This is a genomic window from Acidiphilium cryptum JF-5, assembly GCF_000016725.1.
GTDB lineage: Bacteria > Pseudomonadota > Alphaproteobacteria > Acetobacterales > Acetobacteraceae > Acidiphilium > Acidiphilium multivorum.
In genome coordinates this window covers 1,291,486-1,316,571 of the sequence record NC_009484.1, presented here as the reverse complement: position 1 = coordinate 1,316,571, position 25,086 = coordinate 1,291,486, and the positions used below count along the sequence as shown (strand labels likewise).

General features: G+C 63.1%; 19 protein-coding genes and 2 tRNA genes. 6 read left to right on the top strand and 15 right to left on the bottom strand.

From position 1 onward, the window contains the following. Window positions 1–34 precede the first annotated feature (34 nt). From gyrA to ACRY_RS08290, 4 genes are all read left to right on the top strand, one after another. A complete protein-coding gene (gene gyrA / locus ACRY_RS08305; RefSeq protein ID WP_011942053.1) occupies window positions 35–2,767 on the top strand; it encodes a DNA gyrase subunit A in 2,733 nt (910 codons plus the stop codon). After that, the gene (gene coaD / locus ACRY_RS08300) at window positions 2,760–3,269 is read left to right on the top strand and encodes a pantetheine-phosphate adenylyltransferase (protein ID WP_011942052.1); all 510 of its coding nucleotides are present in this window, start codon (window positions 2,760–2,762) and stop codon (window positions 3,267–3,269) included. The genes gyrA and coaD overlap by 8 nt, the downstream gene beginning before the upstream one ends. Beyond that, window positions 3,266–3,820, top strand: coding sequence for a peptidylprolyl isomerase (locus ACRY_RS08295; RefSeq protein ID WP_007424414.1), 555 nt, complete (start codon window positions 3,266–3,268; stop codon window positions 3,818–3,820). The genes coaD and ACRY_RS08295 overlap by 4 nt, the downstream gene beginning before the upstream one ends. Window positions 3,821–3,890: 70 nt before the next feature. Continuing rightward, window positions 3,891–3,966, top strand: a tRNA-Lys gene (locus ACRY_RS08290). A 422-nt stretch (window positions 3,967–4,388) separates the two neighbouring features. On the opposite strand, the gene ACRY_RS08285 is transcribed toward ACRY_RS08290, so the two are convergent. The 8 genes from ACRY_RS08285 to ACRY_RS08265 form a co-directional block, all read right to left on the bottom strand. Continuing rightward, window positions 4,389–4,811 carry a hypothetical protein gene (locus ACRY_RS08285; RefSeq protein ID WP_039888986.1) on the bottom strand — a complete coding sequence of 141 codons (423 nt, stop codon included), beginning with the start codon at window positions 4,809–4,811 and terminating at the stop codon, window positions 4,389–4,391. A 188-nt stretch (window positions 4,812–4,999) separates the two neighbouring features. Next, entirely contained in the window at window positions 5,000–5,569 is a 570-nt protein-coding gene (locus ACRY_RS19070; protein WP_158005005.1) for an energy transducer TonB, read from the bottom strand. Window positions 5,570–5,829: 260 nt separating this feature from the next. After that, window positions 5,830–6,720 carry a cell envelope integrity protein TolA gene (locus ACRY_RS18105; protein WP_011942049.1) on the bottom strand — a complete coding sequence of 297 codons (891 nt, stop codon included), beginning with the start codon at window positions 6,718–6,720 and terminating at the stop codon, window positions 5,830–5,832. Between the two features lie 137 nt (window positions 6,721–6,857). Beyond that, on the bottom strand, window positions 6,858–7,253 hold the full coding sequence (locus ACRY_RS19690; protein WP_011942048.1) for a helix-turn-helix domain-containing protein: 396 nt from the start codon (window positions 7,251–7,253) through the stop codon (window positions 6,858–6,860). Next, the gene (locus tag ACRY_RS19065; RefSeq protein ID WP_007424034.1) at window positions 7,246–7,845 is read right to left on the bottom strand and encodes a hypothetical protein; all 600 of its coding nucleotides are present in this window, start codon (window positions 7,843–7,845) and stop codon (window positions 7,246–7,248) included. Before ACRY_RS19065 ends, ACRY_RS19690 begins: the two co-directional genes overlap by 8 nt. A 262-nt stretch (window positions 7,846–8,107) precedes the next feature. Then, window positions 8,108–10,261: an AAA family ATPase gene (locus tag ACRY_RS08270; protein ID WP_011942046.1), complete on the bottom strand. Its 2,154-nt coding sequence runs from the start codon at window positions 10,259–10,261 to the stop codon at window positions 8,108–8,110. After that, window positions 10,231–10,416: a helix-turn-helix transcriptional regulator gene (locus tag ACRY_RS20585; RefSeq protein WP_081432881.1), complete on the bottom strand. Its 186-nt coding sequence runs from the start codon at window positions 10,414–10,416 to the stop codon at window positions 10,231–10,233. The genes ACRY_RS08270 and ACRY_RS20585 overlap by 31 nt, the downstream gene beginning before the upstream one ends. Window positions 10,417–10,669: 253 nt before the next feature. Next, the gene (locus ACRY_RS08265; RefSeq protein WP_007424036.1) at window positions 10,670–11,908 is read right to left on the bottom strand and encodes a tyrosine-type recombinase/integrase; all 1,239 of its coding nucleotides are present in this window, start codon (window positions 11,906–11,908) and stop codon (window positions 10,670–10,672) included. 138 nt (window positions 11,909–12,046) lie between these two features. Between ACRY_RS08265 and ACRY_RS08260 the strand changes: the two genes are divergently transcribed. Both ACRY_RS08260 and ACRY_RS08255 read left to right on the top strand, forming a co-directional pair. Next, window positions 12,047–12,137, top strand: a tRNA-OTHER gene (locus ACRY_RS08260). 2,000 nt (window positions 12,138–14,137) lie between these two features. Further along, on the top strand, window positions 14,138–16,939 hold the full coding sequence (locus ACRY_RS08255; RefSeq protein WP_231295379.1) for a Hint domain-containing protein: 2,802 nt from the start codon (window positions 14,138–14,140) through the stop codon (window positions 16,937–16,939). A 694-nt stretch (window positions 16,940–17,633) separates the two neighbouring features. Here ACRY_RS08255 and ACRY_RS08250 read toward each other — a convergent pair. Genes ACRY_RS08250 through hyi form a run of 7 tightly spaced genes read right to left on the bottom strand, consistent with a single transcriptional unit; the run spans window position 17,634 to window position 25,086 of the window. Further along, window positions 17,634–18,557, bottom strand: coding sequence for a LysR substrate-binding domain-containing protein (locus ACRY_RS08250; RefSeq protein WP_007422275.1), 924 nt, complete (start codon window positions 18,555–18,557; stop codon window positions 17,634–17,636). Between the two features lie 19 nt (window positions 18,558–18,576). Next, on the bottom strand, window positions 18,577–19,500 hold the full coding sequence (puuE, locus tag ACRY_RS08245; RefSeq protein WP_011942040.1) for an allantoinase PuuE: 924 nt from the start codon (window positions 19,498–19,500) through the stop codon (window positions 18,577–18,579). A 37-nt stretch (window positions 19,501–19,537) separates the two neighbouring features. After that, on the bottom strand, window positions 19,538–20,782 hold the full coding sequence (locus tag ACRY_RS08240) for a M20/M25/M40 family metallo-hydrolase (RefSeq protein ID WP_011942039.1): 1,245 nt from the start codon (window positions 20,780–20,782) through the stop codon (window positions 19,538–19,540). A gap of 2 nt (window positions 20,783–20,784) precedes the next feature. Next, complete coding sequence (locus ACRY_RS08235; RefSeq protein ID WP_011942038.1) at window positions 20,785–22,080, bottom strand: allantoate amidohydrolase; 1,296 nt, start codon at window positions 22,078–22,080, stop codon at window positions 20,785–20,787. A gap of 5 nt (window positions 22,081–22,085) precedes the next feature. Further along, window positions 22,086–23,405, bottom strand: coding sequence for a glycerate kinase type-2 family protein (locus ACRY_RS08230; RefSeq protein ID WP_011942037.1), 1,320 nt, complete (start codon window positions 23,403–23,405; stop codon window positions 22,086–22,088). After that, window positions 23,405–24,283: a 2-hydroxy-3-oxopropionate reductase gene (locus ACRY_RS08225; protein ID WP_011942036.1), complete on the bottom strand. Its 879-nt coding sequence runs from the start codon at window positions 24,281–24,283 to the stop codon at window positions 23,405–23,407. The genes ACRY_RS08230 and ACRY_RS08225 overlap by 1 nt, the downstream gene beginning before the upstream one ends. Further along, window positions 24,280–25,086 (bottom strand): hydroxypyruvate isomerase, encoded by an 807-nt coding sequence (gene hyi / locus ACRY_RS08220; RefSeq protein ID WP_007422269.1) that lies wholly within the window; start codon window positions 25,084–25,086, stop codon window positions 24,280–24,282. Before hyi ends, ACRY_RS08225 begins: the two co-directional genes overlap by 4 nt.

Here is a 25,086-nt window from a genome sequence, read left to right as displayed (position 1 = left end):
CGCCCCCGCGCGGCGCAGGTGATATGACGCCGCCATGACTGACACGACCGACCAGACCGAAGGGCCAAGCGGCCAGGTGCCCGTGACGATCGAGCAGGAGATGCGCCGCTCCTATCTCGATTACGCCATGTCCGTGATCGTCTCGCGCGCCCTGCCGGATGCGCGGGACGGGCTGAAGCCGGTGCATCGCCGAATCCTCTACGCGATGCAGGAGGCCGGCAACACGCCGGACAAGCCCTATCGCAAATCCGCCCGCATGGTCGGCGACGTGATGGGCAAATACCACCCGCACGGCGACGCCGCGATCTACGATGCCGCGGTCCGCATGGCCCAGGGCTTCTCGATGCGGGTGCCGCTGATCGACGGCCAGGGCAATTTCGGTTCGGTCGACGGCGATCCGCCGGCGGCGATGCGCTACACCGAGGCCCGCCTCGCCGATGCCGCGATGGCCCTGCTCGCCGACATCGACAAGGATACGGTCGATTTCCAGCCGACCTATGACGAGAGCGACAGCGAGCCCCGCGTCCTGCCCGCCGCGTTCCCCAACCTGCTGGTCAATGGCGGCAACGGCATCGCCGTGGGCATGGCGACCAACATTCCGCCGCACAATCCCGCCGAGATCATCGACGCGACGCTGCATCTCATCGCGCAGCCGGAGGCAACGCTTGATGACCTGATGCGAATCGTCCCCGGCCCGGATTTCCCGACCGGCGGCATCATTCTCGGCCGCTCCGGCATCCGCAGCGCCTTCGAGACCGGCCGCGGCGGAATCGTCGTGCGCGCGCGCACCAGCATCGAGGAAATCCGCAAGGACCGCATGGCGATCATCGTCAGCGAGCTGCCTTATCAGGTGAACAAGGCGACGCTGCTCGAACGCATCGCCGAACTCGTGCGGGCCAAGGAAATCGAGGGCATTGCCGACCTGCGCGACGAGAGCGACCGCGAGGGCATGCGCATGGTGATCGAGCTGAAGCGCGACGCCACGCCAGAGGTCGTGCTCAACCATCTCTACCGCTTCACCCAGATGCAGACCGGCTTCGGCATCAACATGCTCGCCCTCGATGGCGGCCGGCCGCGCCAGCTCGGCCTGCGCGATGCGCTGGACTGCTTCATCGCCTTCCGCGAGGACGTGATCCTGCGCCGCTCGCGCTTCGAGCTGAACAAGGCGCGCGACCGGGCGCATCTGCTGGTCGGGCTCGGCATCGCGGTGGCGAATATCGACGAGGTGATCGCCCTTATCCGCGCGGCGCCGGACGCGGCCTCCGCCCGGATCGCCCTGATGGCGCGGGACTGGCCGGCCGGCGATGTCCGCCCGCTGCTGGAACTGATCGACGATCACGGCAACCAGATCTCGGCGGATGGCACCGTGCGCCTGACCGAAGCGCAGGCCCGCGGTATCCTCGAACTGCGCCTGCAGCGCCTCACCGGGCTCGAACGCGAGAAGATCCAGTCCGAACTCGCCGAGGTCGGCCGCCGCATCGGCGAATTGCTCGAAATCATCGCCTCCCGCCCGCGCCGGCTTGAGGTGATGCGCGACGAACTGCTCGCCGTGCGCGCCCGCATCGCCGCCCCGCGCCTGACCAGCATCGAGGACAGCGTCGCCGACCAGGACGATGAAAGCCTGATCGAGCCAGGCCAGATGGTCGTCACGATGACGCGCGACGGCTTCATCAAGCGCACGCCGCTCGAAGCCTTCCGCGCCCAGAACCGCGGCGGTCGCGGCCGCGCCGCCGCCTCGATGCGCGGCGACGACGTGATCACCCGCAGCTTCAACGCCCATACCCACCAGTTCGTGCTGTTCTTCAGCCAGGGCGGCAAGGCGTTCCGCGAGAAGGTCTGGCGCCTGCCCGAATCGGCGCCGGCGGCGAAGGGCAGGGCGATCGTCAACATCCTGCCCGAGCTGAATGGCGATGCCGTCACCGCCGTGCTGCCGTTGCCGCAGGACGAAAGCCTGTGGAACGACCTGCACCTCGTCTTCGCCACCGCCTCGGGCAATGTGCGGCGCAACCGCCTCGCCGATTTCCGCAATGTCCGTTCCACCGGCCTGATCGCGATGAAGCTCGACGACGGTGACCGTCTGATCGGCGTCGCCACCTGCCGCGAGGGCGACGACGTATTCCTTGCCACGCGTCAGGCCCGCTGCATCCGCTTCCAGATCACCGATGACACGCTGCGCGTCTTCGCGGGCCGCGACTCCAGCGGCGTGCGCGGCATCCGCCTCGGCGCCGGCGACGAGGTGATCTCGCTCTCCGTGCTCCGCCATGTCGAGGCGAGCGTGGATGAACGCGCAGCCTATCTCAAATACGCCGCCGCCCAGCGCCGCGCCGGCGGCGAGGAGGGCGAGCTGGATGCTGTCGAGTCCGACGAGGCGGCGGCTGACATCCAGCTGACCCCCGAGCGGATCGCGGCCCTGCAATCGGCCGAGGAAATGATCCTCACCGTCACCACCGGCGGGTTCGGAAAACTCTCCTCGGCCTATGAATACCGCGTCACCGGCCGCGGCGGGCAGGGCATCGCCAATATCGCGCTCGCGGCGCGCAACGGCCGCGCGGTGGCCGCCAGCTTCCCCGTCCGGCCGGGGGACGACATCATGCTCGTCACCGACCAGGGCAAGCTGATCCGCGCCCCGGTGGACCAGGTGCGCATCACCGGCCGCCAGGCGATGGGCGTGACGCTTGTGCGGGTGGAAAAGGACGAACAGGTGACCAGCGTCTTCCCCGTCCTCGACGACAGCGGAGACGAAGCGGGGGAGGAACAGGATGGCTGATGGCGGTCTGATCGGTCTGTATCCGGGAACTTTCGATCCGATCACCAACGGGCATCTCGACATTATCGGCCGCGCCGCCCAGCTCTGCTCGAAGCTGGTCATCGGCGTGGCCCGCAATGCCGGCAAGGGGCCGCTGTTTCCCACCGCCGAGCGCGTCGAGATGGTCCGCGCCGAGATCGCGCCGATCGCCGAACGCACGGGCACCGAAATCGATGTGCAGGCGTTCGATTCGCTGCTGATCGCCTTTGCCCAGCAGGTCAGCGCACAAGTGATCGTGCGCGGGTTGCGCGCCGTCTCCGACTTCGATTACGAGTTCCAGATGGCCGGGATGAATGCACGACTCGACCAGCGGATCGAGACGATCTTCCTGATGGCAAGCGAGCGGCACCAGTTCATCTCGTCGCGTTTCGTCAAGGAGATCGCCCAGCTGGGCGGCGACATCTCGAGCTTCGTTCCGAAACTGACGTTGGAGAGGACCCTTCGCCGGGTTGGCAGACCATGATCATCAGACGCCGCACGCTTCTCGCCGCCGCCGCTTCCACCCCCCTTGCCGGAGTTTTCATGTCCGAATCCGCTTCCGCCGCCAGCACGTCGAACACCATTCACATGACGCTGCCCTTCGGCGTCGTCACGATCGAGCTGCGCCCCGACCTCGCGCCGAAAACCTGCGAGCAGATCCGCACGCTGACCGCGCGCGGCTTCTACAACGGCTGCGAATTCTTCCGCGTGATCGCCGGCTTCATGGCGCAGACCGGCGACCCCACCAACACCGGCACCGGCGGCAGCAACCTGCCCAACGTGCCCGCCGAGTTCACCGACAAGGCAAAGTTCCTCACCGGTTCGGTGGGCATGGCCCGCACCAGCGACCCGAACAGCGGGAACAGCCAGTTCTTCATCTGCTTCGCTCCCGCCGCCTGGCTTGACGGCCAGTACACCCTGTTCGGCCAGGTGACGGCGGGCATGGACTATGTGGACGAGATCAAGAAGGGCCAGGGCCAAAGCGGCCGGGTCACTGACCCGACCAAGATCATCAAGATGGAACTCGCCGCGTAATACCGGCAATCCGTCTCAGCCTCTTGACGAACCCCGCCGGAATTGGTCTTTCCGGCGGGCACATTGGTGAGAGCCCGTAGCTCAGTTGGTAGAGCACGAGACTTTTAATCTTGGGGTCCAGGGTTCGAATCCCTGCGGGCTCACCAATAAATCAAAGACTTAACCGACTATTAGATCGCAATTCGGACCTAATTCATAATTTGCGGACTCAATGCGGACTCACCAGAGATAAATCCACACTGTTTTCACGCATCCGTGATGGCTTAATAAAGCTGCCGGATTCGGAAGGGGTGGGTGCCGGGAGGTGGGGAGTAGAGCGGGAACGCTCAGAAGCCCCGGTTCACCCCCTCGCGAGAATTTTGAGATTTTTTCAGACTGCTTAAGTGGGTTGCTTGTGCAGGCTGGGCAGCGCCTTTGCCCTCGTTTTTGCCGTCCCACCTGTGCCCGGCGCGGCCACAGCCGTGGAGCGGGAAAGAGAGCACATTCGGGGGTTTGGTCTTAGCGCCAAACGAAATCGCCCGGGCGGATGACTGGGACCGGGCGACTTAGATGTCTTGATGCGACAACGTCAGAGCTTGTCGGCAACCTTGTCGAACACTGCGGTCGCGCCTTCGGCGAAGCCTTTCACGAAGGCATCGCTGACGTCGTTTCCGGCGTTTTCCTCCCAGAACGCCTTCCAATCGTTGGAATCCATTTCGTCCTGCGGGTCGATCAGTCTTTGGAGAGTGCCGATGTCTATGTCCAAGCCCTCATGTACGGCATCGGAAATCCGGAGCAGGTCTTCATATTGAGCGGTGCCCCTTGCCCAACTAGCTCCGCAGTCCTTGCCGTCCTTCGTATTGGTCGAATTAAAGCGCTCTTTGCTCAGTCGCAGGCGCTCGATAACGTTGTCCATGTTTTCAGGTTCCTTAAAAATAGAGTGAGTGGCGATAGCTTGTCGGATGGCGTCTTGTGCGACGTTGGACCAATTTATCCGGTCCACATCATCCATCCGGGATTTCAATTCATCAGGCACGTATATTGTAATGCGAGGCATATGCATACTCCAACAAGACTATATGCACATATAGAAAATATATGGCGCATGTCAATACCTCGTTTCAAATATGCATACATTCAGCCAACTAAGCCACTTTGCACCGTGCAGGGTGCCCGAGCGAAGGGTAGGCTGCCAATCGACTATTGTAGTTGGTTCAAACTTCCCTGCTTTGCCTTGGCGTAGGCTTCGCAGGCGTCCTCGGTTCTGAAAAAAGTATATACCGTTTCCATCCCGTTCGACTCTGGCTCCGCAACTGTCACTCCGACGGGCATTCCGTGTGATCGTTCAAATATGTTCACTGCGTCGTCCAAGCCATTCAAACGATCAAACCGAATCAGCTTTGCCGGATCGCGCGGAACTGATGGGATACATTCGTCATCGTTTGTAAGTGCAAACCAACGTTTGGCATGATCTGATTTTTTGTCTGATTTATGCGGTTTAGGAAATGATATGGATATTGGCATCACGTATAAACGGGATTTTTTTCCCGTGAATTTAGAAAATTTTGGAATATTCGCCTTACTCAGAGCAGCACGATCAATAAGCGGATTTCCACTACTCCGATATATTTTTTCTGATTTTACAGTTCCATTTGGAGCAACAGTGAATTGGACAAAAGCAGTACCAGACATCGAACTTTGCGGACTTACGTTAGTTTGGTCCAGTGAATTTCCGTTTGCTTTCGCGTTTGCTATGATCGGTGTTGCCACTGTTATAATCGCCACTATCGATAGCCTGAGATATCTCATGACGCCCCCATCATTCATTAGCGTTTCACCCGGAAATGAAACTCGAAGTAAGTGAAATTATAACTAATTATCACCGTAATGAAGTATTGTATTATTTTAATCGTGCCTATCCGGTTAATCCAGACCCCAGCTACATGTAGTGGACGATTTTCGTCGCGACTGACAAAATGGGGCTGATTTTGTGGTGTATGGGTTAACAGGATAGGCATGTTTTATTGCAATCAGGGATTGAACCGGAATGTAAAGGTATGCACTGTGCCGAGCATATAGGGCGGCAGCGGTAGTTTGGCGCATTTGTAGTTCTTCGCGGCTGACACCGCGCGCTGTGCGAAGGCGGCGAAGACAGGATCACCCAGCTTGCCCTGGTCGGCTGGTGCCACTTCGGCCTCGCGCACCACACCCGAAGCGTCAGTCGTTACCTGCAACAGCACGCTGAAATCCTGCACACCGGGCGCGCCGGCATCGATGCCCCAGCAGGGGCGCACGGCATTCGCGATTGCATTGAGTTCTGCCGCAGAGAGGTCCAGCTTAGTGGAATTTGAGTTGCGTATTTCCTTCACAGCCGCTCTGAGGGCTGCCAGGCCGTGCAACTTAGTGGAATTTGAGTTACCTACTGCCTTTGAGGCGTTATCTTTTGAAATTGGCAATGCAGGTATTTTCGCTTTCATATTTAACGGAAAAACCAAATTGGAAAATACATCATCATCGTAAATGACATACCGCTTGCCATTTTTAGAAAATGTTTCAAATTCTAAATTCATATTTAGGCTGGAAATTTTGTAATCGCCGCCAATTCTATAGCCAGACATTTTTGTCTCGCATAAATAATTGCCGGTTGTTGTTTTGTGCGCCCATATTGTAGAAAATATAGAAATAAAATGCTTGCCGTAAATATTTTTAAATGCCATGTTTTTTATAACTATTTTTGAATAGCATGGTGGCGTATTTATTGTCCCATCAGACACTGCCAAATCATTGAGCTTCTTCCAATTAGATGTTGGCATTTTTATTTCTGGAAATGGATAATAGAAAGTCTTCGCCGATGCGCTGTTTATCATGAAAAACACAAGAGCATATGAAAAAATGCACAATCCGATATTTGCCGTCTTCATTCTAACCTCCCGGTTTATTGATATGAGAAATCAATTAATAAATTGCCGCTCCCTACCTGCCGCAAAAAATGCTCAACGATTTTTGTAAATAATAAACTAAGCTTTTTCAAAAACACTGAATATATATTTCGTGCAATCTAGGATTGCGGCCAATCACGGTCTTTACCGTCGATTCCTAGTTGCCGAGCAAGTTTGAACAACGCAGTTCGGTTTTTCATCTCGAACGCCAGTTTCAGCACCCGATCCTGAATCTTTGCAGAGAACCTTGCGCGGCCAATTTTGAACGAATCAGCGAGAGCCGCATCGTCCCGCAATCTATAATAAAACGTCCTGCGCGATATCCCAAAATGCTCCGCGATCTCGCCCCCGGAAAAGCCCGCCTGAGCCAGTCGGCGGATGCCGGTATAGGAGAGGGGCGGATTGCCTCTAGGGGCTGCTACGGGCTTCCTAGCGGCTCTTGCGGGCACGTCTGCCGGGCGAAGCCGGTCAGGCAGTTTGCGGAGAATTTGCGTGATTTCAGGATCGTCATTCATCCCAAGTCTCGCACAAAATGCCGCGCTCGTGAAAACGCTCTGCCCATGCCGATGCATGGTTGGTATCGCACACGAGGATCACACGCGGATCACCGCCTAGTCGGCGCTCGATGGCACGGCGCAAGGCGGCAAGATATTGCCCCGGTTGAGCGATCACGGCGGCGGACCAAAAATTGGTTGCCGACAGCCAGTCATAAGGCTGATCCGATAGTGTGGCGTCTATCACACCGATCCCGCACCTCAGTTCCGATCCAGGCCATCCCACGTCATGATCGGGTTGCAGGGTCAGGATCGGCATGGTTGATGCCGATACCAGCGGCGGCGGGGTCCAGAGTTCGATTCTAGGTGTCAGGCTTAGCGTGTGCCTGATCTGCACAAGGGCCTCAATGCGCGCCCGCTCGGCAATCGGGCGGCTTTCGTAATCGGTCCATTCGGACGCCGCGAACCCTCCCGGAAAAGTCATTGAGGCCGGGGGCCATGATCCGTCATAACCCCACGGCTTCATAAAATCCGAGTTCGTCGGCGGGCCACCCTGGGCACGACGGAACGGTGAAAATGGTTTTGGCAGGGGGGGATCGTTAAAATCATTCATATTCAGAAATCCTAATGTAAAATTGAAAACAGACAGGCGGACGGACAGGACCGGACAGACAACCCCCTTACAGGGGGGTTGTCCTGTCTGTCCGGCAGCGTGTCCGGGCTTTGTCCGGTGCTTGTCCGGCTGTAACCCGCAGGAAACCGCCATTTTTTGCATTTTTGAAAATGGCTTTGTCCGGCTTTATCCGTCGTTTTGTCCGCGTAACGGACAGAGCGTTTTGTCCGGTAATATTTCAGAATGTTACAGGATTTCGTGTTCATTGGACGGTTCCCAAACTCTCGTGCCAGTTGGGGGCAATACCCCCTGCCGTTCCCGAGAGGCGGGCTAAGCCGTCCGCGACAACCACCGCCCCGGCCTCAGTCAGTTCTTTAACCGCCCGGCGAAATGCCTTGCGCTTGCCGTCGAGACTGGCAGAGCCGGGATAGCGCTTAACGAAAGCCCCACACCATTGTTCCTCGGCCATCCCCCCGTGCAAGAGACTGTCGAGCGCGATCTGGGCTGCGGGCTTGAGCGCCTTTTGCGGACCCGGCGCTTCGGCTGGAATTGCGGCCGCGCCCGTCACGATTGTTCCATCTGGCCCAAGTCCGATAGGGACTGATTTCAATTTATAGTAAACCGGCGGCGGATCGGCACGGTTCCGCATTTTGACAACCTTGATCGAGCCGACGCCGCTCTCGTCACGCCGAGCGATCATTTCACAATCGACCGCCCCGAGAAACGCGGTGCTGCCTCGGGCGCGGTCCGCTCCATGTGGCAGGTGGTGGAGCATCAGCACTGCCGCGCCGGTCTTGGCCCGGATTTCGTCAATGGCTCGAACAATCAAAGCTGTGTCCGAGGCCGAGTTTTCATCTGCACCCGCGCTTGCCCGAGCCTGCGTGTCAATCACGATCAGCCGGAGAGGCGAGCCGAAATCCGTATCGGTGATGGCATCGAGCAAGGGGCGCCATTCTGGCTCGACCGCCAGCGAAACGGAATCTGCCATCATAAATAGCGGAATTTCAGTCTGTTTCAGCCCGAGTTCGGTGCAGGTTGCCTCGACACGAGTTTGCAAGTTCGCTGCACCCTCAAGTTCGATCACGAGGACTGCACCCTGCTCGACCGCGTGACCACGCCACGGCAGCCCGCCGGCAATGTGAGCGGCCCAATCCACGGCAAGCGTCGTTTTGCCGCAGCCAGGAGAGCCATTAAGCCGCAGAAACTCGCCAAGGCCGAACCATCCCGAAATTAGTTCCCGCTGCCTGATAGAGTGATCGAGCAAGGCAATGCGGCTGATCTCGAACCGCTTGCGCGTCACCGGCGGCGGGGAAATAGGGGCTGCCTCCGCGCTGAACGCCTCTTGCGCCCGCCCCAGCCCCGCCGCCCCAACATACGCGCCGATGTCATCAGGGCGTGCACCGTGTTCGCCGCAGTATCGGAGAACTTCAGCCTCACCGATCCGGCGTGGGTTTTGAGAATCCCATTTTTCCGCCAATTCCTCCGGCGAAGTGACCCCATCGGTCCATTGCGCGGTGACGTGCTCGGCAGCCTCGAACCCAAGATCAGGGCGCTCCACAAACGCGCCTTTCACTGCCCGAAGCGTCGAACTCCATTCCGGCTCTCGCATCGAATGAGGGCCGGTTTGCATGAGCAGGGAATGCAGCGATTCAGGATCGAAAGCGGTCAATTCGGCAGCGGTTTTAGCCACCGGCGCGGCGAGAGATTGGATTTCGTTTGAAGTGATCCCTCCTGCCTCGAAATCGACCTGCTGGTCTAGGAAACCGCCTTCCACGAAATCCCAATGTTTGGGCTTTTTTGATACGAAACCGAAAAAATAAGACTGCGATAAAGTCCATGATTCATTTGCCAAAACCTTACCGCCGAGGGCTTGATCCAGCCGGTCCACAAGCCCCTTGTGGCGATCACGCGGCTGCATGTCCGCCAGCGGACAAACTACCCGCCAGCGAGGCGAATCAGGCGTGTGCCGTGCTGTTGCGTAAATGAGTGCCCCGATCCCCGCTGCGGCGAGGTGATCTCGCGCATCTTCGATGGACAATTTTCCGGCATCGTAATCGGCAACGATTGCCGAAATTCCTGAAACATTCCCGTCATGTCGCAAACTGCCCCTGCCGGTTTTCGAATCACCGAACCGGCACCCGGAAATTAACGGCAGGTCATGTTTGGATTCTGCCTCGGTGCCACAAAGTCGTTCAACTAATTGCGCCATCGACATCGTCACTTGTTCAGCAGTTGTGCCGGTGACGCTATGGAAAAATGTCAGGGCAATTGGAGTTTTGGACTTGACATTGTCCGTATTATTTGCTATTAAATTCATGATCATGCCTTTTAATTTAATTTGACTGACGCCCCTGCCCGAAGCGCATTCGAGCAGGGGTTTTTCTTTTAGTGTCGTTCTTCGCGGGCAGCGAGCCACTGATCGAGATCGGTTTTTGGGTATCCCAGTCGCCGCGTCGAAATCCTGACCCGTCGAGGTCCGCGCCCATCCTCGATCAACCGTTCAAGAGTTCGTTTTGAAAATCCAACGTATTGACAGACTTCGCGAGTAGTTAATAAATTGCGTTCAATCATGAAATCATCCTTTTTGTAATTGACGCCATAGTGCGTCTTGTAATTTTACTAAATTTTTCTAAACGCACCTATAGGTAAGCTGAAAATAGTTCTGTATTGATAAAACAAATTTTGTGACTTCAGCTTTCATCCCGAAATTCCAAAACAGGATTTCGGGATGAAACATGCCGAAACATCATTTCAAAATGAGCCTCCGCAGGTTGGAAATCGCCCAGAAATGTCAATACGTCGAGATATCACTTTTTCGTGATATTCAGGCGCGAAGCGCGATCACGTTGCCAGCCGTCGTGCCCCCTGCCGCTGCGCTAATCACGTGCGATGCCCATGCGTCGAGCGCGCGCTCACGTTCCGGCAGGAACTCGGCGCGCTGATAGACTGCCGCGACGCCTTGAATGGAGCCGCTCATATGGTTCAGCAGCTTGTCAGCTACGTGGGGGGGAAAGCCTGCCCCTGCCAGCCAAGTCACGCCAGCGCGGCGGAAATCGTGAAACCGCCAATCGGCAATGCCCCTGCCCAAATCGGCCTCAATCGCGCGATCAATGGCCAACTTGAAGCCGCTAAAACCGGAAATCGGGCGTTCGCCCGTTGTGGTAAATAGGAAATCCGAGTTTTCAAATCGGGGCAGGGCGCTCAGGATTCCCCGCGCCGGTTCGCTCAGGTGAACGACATGCGACTTGCCATTTTTGGCGCGATCAGCCGGTAGGCTCCATGTTAAGCCATCGGCAGCGATCTCGGTCCAGCGCATCGAGGCGACTTCATCGCGCCGTCCCAGCGTCAACATGAGCATCCTGGTGAACTGCCCGGCAGGGTAATCGAGCAGCGCCGCCGCCCGCCATATCGCGCCGATCTCGGCATCCGTAAGCACGCGGTCGCGGGATTTTTCTCGTGCGGGGCGCTCCAATCCTGCAAAGGGGTTCATTGCCAACCGCTGCCGCTTGCACGCCCATCCGAAGCAGGCGCGGGCATAGGCGAGCAGGCGATTGCCCGCTACAGGCCCGGCGGCGGCTTTTACTCGGTCCAGTGCGGCAACCGCCTGTCGCACCGTCATGGCGGATGCAGGGACCGTCAGAAGATGCGCGAGATGCGTCCTGAGAGCGGCGGCGGCGACCTTTAAATAACTTGCCCGACGGCTTTCCTGCCGATCCGCAACCCAAGCTGCGATCAGTGCTTCGACCGTGAAGGCGGCTTCGCTTTGCGCCTGCCGGGCCGCTTCATCCTTCGCCCGTCGTTCGGCAATCGGATCACCGCCACTTGCCACTTGCCCCAGAATTGCCCTGGCCGCGTTGCGGGCGTCAGCCAACGAGATAACGCCATGCTTTCCTAGCGAAACGCGCCTGACGCCTGTAGCGCCTCGGTACTGTGCCAGATAGGTCTTTGAGCCGGTGCTGGTCACGCGAACACCAAACCCCGGCAATTCCTCATCGAAAAAGAGAGCGTCTTTCCGTCCTTCGGGGCAGGTCAGGGCGGCAATTCGGTTCATCGTGAAGCGCATAAAATTCCAATCCTTCCGACCACAAGATTTTTGTTTGCGGACTCACTGCGGACTCACCGGCGGTTCGGCTCGTGACGCTTATTGTCGTACAAAATCTTATGCTTGTCAATTTATGCGGCTTTTATCAATGGGATATTTGAGTCCTGAAATCTTAAGTCGCTTGATGACATGAGATGTCACGAGACTTTTAATCTTGGGGTCCAGGGTTCGAATCCCTGCGGGCTCACCAGTAAGGCAATCACTTGGTCGCTAAAGAAGTCCCCTGCGCGGAAATTCGGGCAATATCCCCCGAACGGCCATAGCGCTGGGCAGATCTGATGGTCGATCCGCGCGATCTTCTCCTCGATGGCTCCGGTGGCTGCGTCGATCTTCGGGTGCCGCGGCTTCGCTGCCAGAAGATCCCGATCACTGGACAAGTGGAGCGTCAGCCAACGCAAGCCGTCGTAATGGCTGTGGAAGAACCGCCCCTCCTGGTGGCTGTGCGCGGGATCCCCGGGTCGCCGAGCAACAAACCGACGAACGGCGCCGCGATGGCCTCTGGGTCGGAACTGTTGCGATGATGCCGACGGCGCCTCGCGCTTCAGTTCCAGCGACTATAGCGAGGACTTGGCGGCCAGCGGTGCGCAGCCTGCCCGCCGCGCCCTGAACTCGCTGGCGCGAATTGCGCGCACCGGATCGTGTCGCAGCTTCCGATCATCGATCACGTCATCGCAGCCAGGCGCATTGCGGGCGCCGCGCTGGGGTAACAGGACCACAGATCGTTCTTGATGTGATTCGTGGGGCGCTAGAGCACTTTCCGATCCTTTTGGATCGGATGTAGTGCTCTATCATGCTGATAAATCGAGCATTTTTATCCGATCAGATGACTCCATCTGATCGGATGATGCTCTAGTCGGTGAAGCGGGCGGCGATGCGTTCGGTCAATCTGATCGCCCGATCGCCTGCTCCCGGCGGCTGCACGTCGGCATCCTGGGAGAGCGCTCCGCCGGCGAACCCGATCGCGACTGAAGAGCTGCAAACGGTTCTCCTCTCGAATTTCTCCGCGACGACGCTCTGTCCGCATCGGGCGCACTGCGCTGTCTCGTATAATTGCTTTGCCGCAGATCAACTTTCGCCGATTCAGAACCTCTGGGCGCACGCCTGCGTGAGAAATGCAGGTTAGTGAGTTTTGCCTTTGGCACATTCCGATCCTTCCTGTTCGGATGATGATCTGGCCGCAGCGCAACTGCTTAACGGCCCGTTGCGTTAATGATAACGGAACGTCATTCTTTCGATGCATGTCCATACGAATTTGATCGGCAATATGTATATAAAAATATCTAACAAAATCTATACTATTATCAATATCTGTATGCATAAAAATCGTGAAGCGCGACGGCGCCTAAAATCGTATCATTAGTATTATTTTTTAACGTTGACCTCCATCGATACATCCGTGATAGTTAATTTCGAGTTAGTGATTCGGTCTGCTCATTCCATTTTCGAGTTTTTCATTTTTAATGAGACAAAATGCTATGTTGTTTGAGAGTTCTTAACAATGAAGCAAGCTAACAATTTAGAGATATGTCATCTATTGTTAGAATTGAGATCTTCTCAGGCTGCTTCTGGCTACATCTATCAGAATGATTGTCATTTTGACCGTTCCGTATCCGCGGTGCTCGGGCCCTGGGGTGGCTGCGCGCAGCGTTCCTTGATCGCGCGACGGTTCGCGCGGAGGTCAATTCCATCTTCACCCGCAAGATCTTGCGCCGGCCTGCTCCGGCGCGTGGCTGGGAGCAGGCGCATGCAGCTTTACAATTCGAATTAAAGGCCGGTCGAGTCAGGCTGGTCGTTGTCAATTTAGGCATGCATTTCCTTTAATTTAGTCAGGATAGAAAGATGTCAAGTTCGATTACTGTAAGTCCCGCGACGGGAAACTACGGCGATGTTGTTTTGAGCGGAAATTATCAAGATTGTAACACGCCTCTTGTGGCCGTACTGGTTACGTCGAACGGCACTTATACTCAAATCGGTCTCATTTATGACTTCAATGATAGCACAAATGATGATGACACGTCGAATAATGGTGGTGGAGATCCATTTACTTTAACTGTTTCTCTGCCTACCGGAACATATTCCGTATATTCGAATAGTTCTGGAAAAGATATCAGTGACGTTCCGATAAGCTCGGGCAGTCAAGGCACGATCGTTTTTATTAATCCGTCTTCTCCTGACCAAGTCACAAGCTTGGTGACGTCTCTGTCTATTTCATCCGTAGGATCGCTGGGTCCGACGGGCGCTACGGGTGCCGCCGGCGCAACTGGAGCCACGGGTGCCACCGGCGCGACGGGTGCCACGGGCGCGACGGGTGCCACCGGCGCGATGGGTGCCACCGGCGCAACGGGTGCGACAGGCGCCACGGGCGCAACGGGTGCCACCGGCGCGATGGGTGCCACCGGCGCAACGGGCGCGATGGGTGCCACGGGTGCGACGGGTGCCACAGGCGCCACGGGCGCGACGGGCGCCACCGGCGCGACGGGTGCCACGGGCGCCACCGGCGCAACTGGAGCCACGGGCGCCACGGGCGCGATGGGTGCCACGGGTGCGACGGGTGCCACAGGCGCCACGGGCGCGACGGGTGCCACCGGCGCGACGGGTGCCACGGGCGCCACCGGCGCGACGGGTGCCACGGGCGCGACGGGTGCCACCGGCGCAACGGGCGCAACCGGAGCCACCGGCGTGACGGGTGCCACCGGCGCAACGGGTGCCACCGGCGCGACGGGCGCGATGGGTGCCACGGGCGCAACGGGCGCGATGGGTGCCACCGGCGCAACGGGCGCGATGGGTGCCACGGGTGCGACGGGTGCCACAGGCGCCACGGGCGCGACGGGCGCCACCGGCGCGACGGGTGCCACGGGCGCCACCGGCGCAACTGGAGCCACGGGCGCCACGGGCGCGATGGGCGCCACGGGCGCGATGGGTGCCACGGGTGCGACGGGTGCCACAGGCGCCACGGGCGCGACGGGTGCCACCGGCGCGACGGGTGCCACGGGCGCCACCGGCGCGACGGGTGCCACGGGCGCGACGGGTGCCACCGGCGCAACGGGCGCAACCGGAGCCACCGGCGTGACGGGTGCCACGGGCGCGATGGGTGCGACGGGTGCCACGGGCGCAACGGGTGCCACCGGCGCAACGGGCGCGATGGGTGCCACGGGTGCGACGGGTGCCACGGGTGCGACGGGTGCCACCGGCGCGATGGGTGCCACAGGCGCCACGGGCGCGACGGGTGCCACGGGCGCCACCGGCGCGATGGGTGCCACCGGCGCAACGGGCGCGATGGGTGCCACGGGTGCGACGGGTGCCACCGGAGCCACGGGCGCAACCGGAGCCACCGGAGCCACCGGCGCGACGGGTGCCACAGGCGCCACGGGCGCGACGGGTGCCACGGGCGCAACGGGTGCGATGGGTGCCACGGGCGCGACGGGTGCGACGGGTGCCACCGGCGCAACGGGTGCCACCGGCGCAACGGGCGCGATGGGTGCGACCGGAGCCACGGGCGCAACGGGCGCGACGGGTGCCACGGGCGCGACGGGTGCCACGGGCGCAACGGGTGCGACGGGTGCCACCGGCGCAACGGGTGCGACGGGTGCCACCGGCGCAACGGGTGCCACCGGCGCCACGGGCGCAACCGGAGCCACCGGCGTGACGGGTGCCACGGGCGCGATGGGTGCCACCGGAGCCACGGGCGCAACCGGAGCCACCGGAGCCACCGGCGCGACGGGTGCCACCGGAGCCACGGGCGCAACCGGAGCCACCGGAGCCACCGGCGCGACGGGTGCCACGGGCGCCACCGGCGCGATGGGTGCCACGGGCGCGACGGGTGCCACCGGCGCAACGGGTGCCACGGGCGCAACCGGAGCCACCGGCGCGACGGGTGCGACGGGTGCCACGGGCGCGATGGGTGCCACCGGCGCGACGGGTGCGACGGGTGCCACGGGCGCGATGGGTGCCACCGGCGCGACGGGTGCCACGGGCGCCACCGGCGCGATGGGTGCCACGGGCGCGACGGGTGCCACCGGCGCAACGGGTGCCACGGGCGCAACCGGAGCCACCGGCGCGACGGGTGCCACGGGTGCGACGGGTGGAAATCCCTGCTTCGCAGAGGGGACGCGGATTGCGACTGTGCGGGGTGACGTGCCGGTAGAGGAGTTGGTCGCAGGCGATGTGGTCGTGCTGCACGACGGCGGAACGGCGCCGGTGGTGTGGCTCGGCTATCGCACGATCGACCTCGACCGCCACGCCAGACCCGAGGCGGTGCAGCCGATCGTGATCGACGCCGGCGCCATTGCCGACGGCATCCCGGTCCGCGACCTGATCGTCTCGCCGGATCACGCTTTCTACCTCGACGGCGTGCTCATCCCGGCAAAGGCGCTGGTTAACGGCGCGACGATCCGGCAGCTCCGGCGCAGCCAGGTCACCTACTTCCATGTCGAGCTGCCGCAGCATGCGGTACTTCTGGCGGAAGGCATGGCCGCGGAGAGCTACCTCGAGACCGGCAACCGCCCGGCCTTCGAGAATGGCGGTGACGCGATCATCCTGCATCCGGACTTCGCGCAGGCCCTGCGCGAGACCGGAAGCTGCGCGCCCTTCGCCGAGGAAGGCGCGATCGTGGAACGGGTCCGGGCACGCATCTTGGCCCGGGCCGGGATCGAGACCACGGACGATGCGGATCTCAAGATCCGGTATCGGGCCGATGGCGCGGCGGTGATCACCTCGCGCACGGCGATCCCGGGCTACCTGACCCCGGATCCGCGTGACCGCCGCGTGCTCGGTGTCAAGATCGGCGCGATGATGCTTGGCGACGAGCCGATCGCGCTCGATCACCCGGCATTGACCGAGGGCTGGCATGACGTCGAGGCCGACGGCCGCTGGACTGGCGGTGCGGCGGTGGTGCCGGCCAGCCTGATCAACGGCCGCACGCTCACGATCACCGTGGTCGGCACGCTCGCCTACCCGGCCCACGGCGCAAACCGCAGCGTCGAAGCCGGCTGATGCCTGGGCAGCCCGGCGCCTGAGACCGGGCATCGACCGATACGCCGCCGAGGCGACCTGCCCCTTCTCCGGAAGGGAGGGTCGCCGAGGCGGCTTTTCGTTTCCTTATCGTCTGCATCAGGAGCGCCAGGTCGGGTACTCGGGGCCGGCCGGTTCCTGAACCGGGTGAACAAAGGCGGATGCTCGTGATCCGGCCTCGAAATCCGGTGGATTCCGAGGCTGTTGAACGTTTTTGGAAAGCAATGAACGCGAGAGTATGGCGGAGGCCGGAGAGTGCGGCACTGTATCGGTCTTGAGCCGCCCTGTGTCTGGCGGCGACTGAAATCGGACGCTTACCTTCGGTCGATCGTCGGTGCCGGCAGCGAGAATGGCATTCAGGGTGGCAAGGAACTTTCCGGCGGTGGCAATGATTGCGGCCTTACGGATTGTCCCGCTGCCTGGACGGCCGTCGCCGATCGATCATGGCCCCGAGCGCCCTCCGCTGTTGCGCGAGACGGGAGCCGGGCTGGCAAGCGCGTCGATCGACCTGACCACTCTCAGGCAACTGCGCAATGAGAGTGAGGGCAACGCCTGGTGCGGCGTGAAGCCGTCGGTCTATGGCAACCAACCCTGCGTCCGCGGCGATGAGTCTGGTCCGCTTGATCGCCTCAGGGGCGCCATTTTCCACAGCCCCGCGAGACCGCGGCATTGATGCTCATACCGCGCTGGCGACGAGGTTGATCAACCACTGCACCTCATCGGAAAGGTGCCCGCGCGGATGCCAGAGGAGGTAGTATTCGACGGCAGGAAAATCGATCGGCGACGGCACGACCGCCAATGGCAGATGCCGTGCATGGAATTCGGCAAAGCGGCGCGTCGTGGTGAATATGAGATCGGTCTTGAGCAGCAGTGGCGGAGCAAGGCTGAAATAGGGAACGAGAATCTGCACGTTCCGTTTCAGCCGCGCGCGCGTGAGATGCGATTCGATCGGACCGCGCTGGGTCGGAGAATAGGGCGTGGGCGCGAGGTGCGCGGCGGTCAGATAATCCGCCTCGCTAATCGTCCCTCCGGCACGAAAGCGCTGCGCGAGCGGGTGATCGGCGGCGAGGAGGCAGACGACCTCGTCGGAAAACAGCGTGCGGCGCTGAAGCCTTTTCGGCGGCTCGGGCCAGTTGCCGAGCACCAGGTCGAACGTGCCACTGGCGAGCGATTCCTCGTAGTCGGCGTCCGATGTCAGCGGATGGAGTTCGAGCCGGGCATGCGGGGCCGCCGCGCGGAACCGCTCGACGAGGCTCGGGACGAAGAGGATGTTCAGATAGTCGGGCGAGCCGATGCGGAAGCTGCGGATCGAGTGTTTGGGGTCGAAGGCGTCCCTCGCGATCGCGATCCGGCTGATTTCGTGGAGAGCGTTCGTCACCGGCTCAAGCAGGGCAAGGCCCCGCTCCGTCGGCACCATGCCGGACTTGGCGCGCACGAGGAGGGGATCTCCGGTGATGTCGCGCAGGCGGCGCAACGCGGCGCTGATCGCGGGTTGCGACTGGTTGAGCCTGACCGCCGTGCGGGTCACGCTGCCCTCGACGAGCAGCGTGTGCAGCACTCGCAGCAGATAGATGTCGACCGTGTCGCGATAGCCCGTCAAATGTTCCGCCGCCTCCGCTTCATCCGCCCAGCACCTCCAGCCCCGTGTGATGGGCGTGGAAATGTTCGGCGACGTCGATCCGTCGCGCCACCCAGACGTTCTCGTGCGCCGCGACATGATCGAGGAAGCGCGCCAGCGCCGCAAGCCGCCCGGGACGGCCCGCAAGGCGGCAATGCAGGCCCACGCTCATCATCGCCGGCCTGCCGCTTTCGCCCTCGCGGTAGAGCACGTCGAACGTGTCTCGCAGATAGGAGAGAAAATCGTCGCCGCTGGCAAAGCCGGACGTCGTCGAGAAGCGCATGTCGTTGGCGTCGAGCGTGTAGGGAATGACGAGATGCCGGCCGGCCGGGCCCCGCACCCAGTAGGGCAGGTCGTCGGCATAGCTGTCCGACGAATAGCGGAAGCAGTCCTGTTCCATGGTCAGTGCCCGCGTGTTCATCGAACACCGGCCGAGATAGAATCCTTGCGGCGCCTCGCCGGTCACCTCGCGATGCAGGCGGATCGCCGCCGCCAGATGAGCGGCCTCGACGTCGCGCGGGACCGAGCGGTAGTCGATCCATTTCAGGCCATGGCAGGCGATTTCCCAACCGGCCTCCCGCATCGCGGCGGCCTGTTCGCGGCCGCGGTCGAGCGCCGTGGCGACGCCGAATACCGTTGTCCTGATCCGCCGTTCGGCAAACAGCCGCCACAGGCGCCAGAAGCCCGCCCGTGCGCCGTATTCGTAGATCGACTCCATGTTCCAGTGCCGTTCGCCGGGCCAGGGCGCCGCGCCGGGAATTTCCGAGAGAAACGCTTCCGACGCGGCATCCCCGTGCAGGATGTTGTTCTCGCCGCCTTCTTCGTAGTTGACCACGAATTGCACGCAGATCAACGCGCCGCCCGGCCAGCGCGGGTCGGGACGGTCGCGGCCGTAGCCCTTCATGTCGCGGGGATAGCCTGTCATCGGACGCGGCTCCGGTGATGTGTCGATGGTGCGGCGGTCAGCGTAACAGGCGGGCGAGGGCTCTGGCGACCACTTCGGTGGCCTTGAAGAGATCGTCGAGCTTCAGCCGCTCGTCGGCGCGGTGGGCGTTCGCCTCCTCGATCGTGTGCGGCCCGGCGCCGAACAGCACGATGGGCACGCCGGCGGCGGCATAATGCCGGGCGTCGGTGTAGAGCGGCACGCCCCTGGTTGTGATCGTCTCGCCCATGATGCGGGAGGCTTCCTCGCACAAGGCGGCGGAAAGCACCTCGGCGCCGGGCAACGGCGTGAGCGGCTCGGCCAGCAGGATGCGCCGGATCGTCGCCCGCGCGCCGGGAACGGTGGCCACCGCCGCGCCGATCAGCCGGCGCAGGCCGTCCTCCACGTCCTGCGGGTTTTCCTCAGGGATCATCCGCCGGTCGAGCCGGAAGGTCACGCGATCGGGCACCACGTTGGTGTTGATCCCGCCGCTGATCAGCCCCACCGTAAGCTGCGGGCTACCGATGCCGGCGATCCGCGACACCGTTGCGGACAGCGTCCCGCGCGTCGCATAGAGCGCGGAGAGCGCCGCGTTCGCCGCCTGCAAGGCGTCGACGCCGGTGAACGGCATCGCCGCGTGGGCGGAGCGCCCGTCGACCTGGACTTCCAGATGCAGGCAGCCGTTGTGGGCGTTGACGACGGCATAGGAAAATCCTGCGGCGATCGCGAGGTCGGGCTGCGAGATCTTCTCGCGCAGCAGGATGCCAGGGCCGATGGCGCCGCCGGCCTCCTCGTCATAGGTCAGGTGCAGTTCGACCGCGCCATCGAGTTCCAGCCCGCTCTCGCGCAGGGCGAGCAGGGCGAAGGCGTAGGTCGCGAAATCGGATTTCGAAACCGCGACGCCGCGGCCATACATCCAGCCATCGACGATTTCGGCGCCATAGGGATCGCGCGTCCAGCCCTCGCCGGGCGGCACCACGTCCCCATGCGCGTTGAGCGCGATCACCTTGCCGCCCGGGCCGAAACGGTGGCGGACCACCAGGTTCACGGCACTGATCATGCCGTTGGCGCGGACTTCCGCCTCGGGCACCACATGGCGTTCGACCGTGAAGCCCAGCCCTTCCAGCAATTCTGCCGTCCGCGCCGCATGGGCGGCGCAATCGCCGGGCGGGTTGTCCGACGGCAGCCTGACCAGGTCGGCCAGAAACTTTGTCTCCGCCTCCCGCGCGCCGGAAAGGTAGCGGGAAATCGCATCGGGAACGGGCATCGTCTCGGTATCGGCCATGGTCAGTCCTTTATCGTTTGGGCATGGGAGGCGAACGGGGCGGGGTCGAAGTGGCGCAGCGTATCCGCGAGGATGCAGGCCGCAAGCCCCGCATCCTCTTCGGCGATCGCTTCGGCCGGGTTGTGGCTGATGCCGCCACGGCAGCGCAGGAACAGCATGCCGATGGGGCAGAGCGACGCGATGGCCAGTCCGTCATGCCCAGCGCCGCTCGGCAGGTGGCGGACGCGAACGCCGGCGCGGGTGACGGCGGCATCGAGCAGCGCCATCAGCGCTGGAGCGCAGGGCGCCGCTTCTTCCTCGAAATTCTTCCGGCTGGACAGGGTGACGCCGCGCCGCGCGGCAATCTCCCGCCAGTGCATGAACAGGCGCGCGACGGCATCCCGCCGCACCGCGTCGGACGGGCTGCGGATGTCGAGGCTGAACCGTGCTGCCGAGGGGATGACGTTCACCGCGCCCGGCAGCGCCGTCATCTGGCCGACGGTCGCGACGAGATCGGACGTCTCGCGCGCGATCCGCTCGACCGCGAGCACCATTTCCGCGCCCGCGGCCAGCGCGTCGTGGCGCAGCGCCATCGGCACGGTGCCGGCATGGCCGGCCACGCCCGTCACCTCGATCACGTGCCGTTCGGCGCCGGCGATCGCGGTGACGATGCCGACTGGCAGACCCTCGGCCTCCAGTACCGGCCCTTGCTCGATATGCAGCTCGAGATAGGCCAGAACGTCGCGCTCGTGCCGCGCCGCCGCGGCGATCCGGTCCGGTGAACCGCCAAACGCTTCGAGTGCCGCGCGCATGGTGATCCCCTCGGCGTCGGTTGCCGCGAGGGTCGCCGGATCGAGCGTGCCGGCGAAGGCGCGCGCGCCGGTCAGGGCGGCGGGAAAGCGCACGCCTTCCTCGTCGCCCAGCGCGAGGATTTCGATGGCGAAGGGGAGGGGCGTGTCATTCAGCCGCGCGACGGCCTCGATCGCGGCGACGATACCGAGCGGGCCATCATATTTCCCGGCATTGCGCACCGTATCGACATGGGAGCCCAGCAACAGCGCCGGCAGGCCGGGTGCCGTGCCCTCGCGCCGGCCGATCAGGTTGCCGACCTCGTCCTGCCTGACCGCGAGTCCTGCCTCGCGCATCCAGGCGCCGAGCGTCGCGAGAGCGTCGCGATGCGCGTCGGTCAGATAGAGGCGGGACAGGGCGTCCGCCTCGCTCGAATGCCGGGCCAGGGCGTCCAGCCGCGCCATGATCCGGGCTCCGGCCTCGCCGCGCCAGGCGGGAAGTCTGGCGGCCGCGCTTGTCAAGCTGTCCATATCCCTCACTCTCCGGCCTCTTGTGCGGTGACCAGTATCACCCGGATGTCGTTCACGTTCGTCAGGGTCGGGCCGGTCACCACCTGAGCGCCGATCCTCTCGAACAGCGTGTGTGCGTCATGGGCCGCCAGGATCGCGCCCGGGTCAAGACCGGCGGCACGGCTGGCCGCCAGCGTCCTTGGCCCGATGACCGCGCCCGCGACCGGCTCGGTCCCGTCGATCCCGTCGGAATCGGCGGCCAGCGCATGGATCCCCGGCTGTGCGTCGAGTTCCAGCGCGAGCGCGAGGAGGAATTCCACGTTGCGGCCGCCGCGCGCTCCGCGCGGCGTGTCGGGCCCGATCGTCACCGTCGTCTCCCCGCCCGAGATCAGCGCGCAGGGCGCGGCGGCGGGCACGCCATGACGCGCGGCCTGCCTGGCGATGCCGGCCATGACGCGCGCGACCTCGCGTGCCTCGCCCTCGATCGAATCGCCGAGAATGACCGGCGTGACGCCGTGATGCCGGGCAACGTCCGCGGCGGCCTCGAGGGCGAGCCGAGGTGTCGCGATCAGATGCGCCGATTGGCCGGCGAGGCGGGGATCGTCCGGCCGGACACCGCCCTCGTCGCGGGCGAGATGGAGGCGGACAGCATCCGGCAGGTCCACCCGGTATCGCGCCAGGATCTCGCGCGCCATCGCCGCGGTCGTCGAATCCGGCAGCGTCGGCCCGCTCGCCACGATGGCGGGATCGTCGCCGGGTACATCGGAGATCACGAGCGTGACCAGCCGCGCCGGATGGGCGGCGAGGGCGAGGCGGCCGCCCTTCACGGCGGAGAGATGCCGGCGCACGCAGTTCATTTCCGCAATCGTCGCCCCGGAGGCGAGCAGGGCGCGGGTGATCGCCTGTTTGTCCGCCAGCGTCAGTCCGGCGGCGGGCCGGGTGAGCAGCGCGGAGCCGCCGCCCGACATCAGCGTCAGAACCAGGTCGTCGGGGCCGGCCGAGGCGGCCAGCCCGAGCATTCGTTCCGTGGCCGCGAGCCCGGCCTCGTCGGGCACCGGGTGCGCCGCTTCCACCACCTCGATCCGGGCGCAGGGCACCGCGTGGCCGTAGCGCGTGATGACGAGACCTTCGAGCGGAGCGGTCCATACCGCCTCCACCGCCGCCGCCATCGACGCCGCCGCCTTGCCGGCGCCGACGACGATGGTCCGGCCCGGCGGCGCCGGCGGCAGCCATGGGGGCAACACCCGAGCCGGGCGCGCCGCATCGATCGCCGCATCGAGCATCCCGCGCAGCAATCCGGTTGCCCCGACCGGATCGGACCGGAGCGTGGCCGATGCCGCGTCCATCAGCTCAACTCATGCGCGGCCAGACGTTCAAGGGCACGCACCAGGGCGGAATGGTCCCAGTCGCGACCACTGGCCGCGATGCATGCGTTGAACAGAGACTGGCATGACGCCGTGTTGGGCAGGCTGACGCCCAGCTGGCGCGCGCCGGACAGCGCGAGTTCGAGGTCCTTCTGGTGCAGGCCAATGCGGAAGCCGGGTTCGAAGGCCCGGTCGATCATGCGCTGGCCGTGCACCTCGAGCACGCGCGAGGAGGCGAAGCCGCCCATCAGGGCCTCGCGCACGCGCGCCGGATCGGCGCCGGCCTTCGCGGCGAAGACCAGCGCCTCGGCAACCGCCTCGATGGTGAGCGCGACGATGATCTGGTTGGCGACCTTCGCGGTCTGGCCGGCGCCGCAGGGGCCGACATGGGTGATGGTCCTGCCCATCAGCCGCAACAACGGCTCCGCGCGGGCGAAGCCATCATCGGTGCCGCCGGCCATGATGGTCAGGCTGGCCGATTTCGCGCCGACCTCGCCGCCGGAGACCGGCGCATCGACAAATGCGCAGCCCGCCGCCTCGATCCTTTGTGCGAACTCCCTCGTCGCGAGCGGAGAGATGGAGCTCATGTCGATCACCATCCGGCCGGCGGCGAGTCCGTCGGCGACACCGTCGGTGCCGAACAGGACCGCCTCGACATCGGGCGTGTCGGGCAGCATGAGGATGATGGCGTCCGCCTGGCGGGCAACATCGGCGGGGGATGCGCACGCGGTGGCTCCGGCGTCCAGAAGGCGAGGGGGCACGCCGCTGCGCGAATGGGCGAACAGCACATGCCCGGCCGCCGCGATGTGCCCGGCCATCGGCAGGCCCATGATTCCAAGCCCGATGAATCCGACCCTCATGCCGCGATCTCCGGTCCCGCGGTGGGGCGCGCCAGCGTGTCGCGCCAGCCGAGCCCGGCGCTCGTGCCGGCTGCCGGCCGGTACTCGCAGCCGATCCAGCCCTGGTAGCCGGCGTCATCCAGCATGGCGAAGATGCGACCATACCCGATTTCACCTGTGCCCGGCTCGCCGCGACCGGGATTGTCGGCAACCTGCACATGCGCGATGCGGTCGCGGAAGCGGCGGAACGTGGCGATGAGCTCGCCGGCGGAGCGTTGCTGGTGATAGATGTCGTACTGGATGAAAATGTTGTCCGACCCGGTCTCCTCGATCAGCGTCGCGGCGTCCTCGACGCGCTGCAACCAGAAGCCGGGAATGTCGTGGCCGTTGACCGGCTCGATCAGGAGGCGGATGCGAGCCTTGCCGAGTTCGCGCGCCGCGCGACCCAGGTTCGCGACGAGTGTCCGCCGTATCCGCGCGGGATCGACGCCCGCCGGCGGAATGCCGACGAGGCAGTTGACCTGAGGGCAACCGAGCGCCGTAGCATAATCGATCGCCTGCGCGACGCCGGCGTGGAATTCGTCGGCACGGTCGGGATCGCAGGCGATGCCGCGCTCGCCGGCGTCCCAGTTTCCGGCCGGAAGATTGTGCAGGACCTGGACGAGCCCGTTCCGCTTCAGCCGCGCGGCGATCTCGCCGGCCGGGAATGCGTAGGGGAAGAGGAACTCGACACCGCCGAACCCGTCCGCCGCCGCCGCGTCGAACCGGTCGAGAAACGCATGTTCCCCGTAGAGCATGGAAAGATTGGCACAGAATTTCGGCAT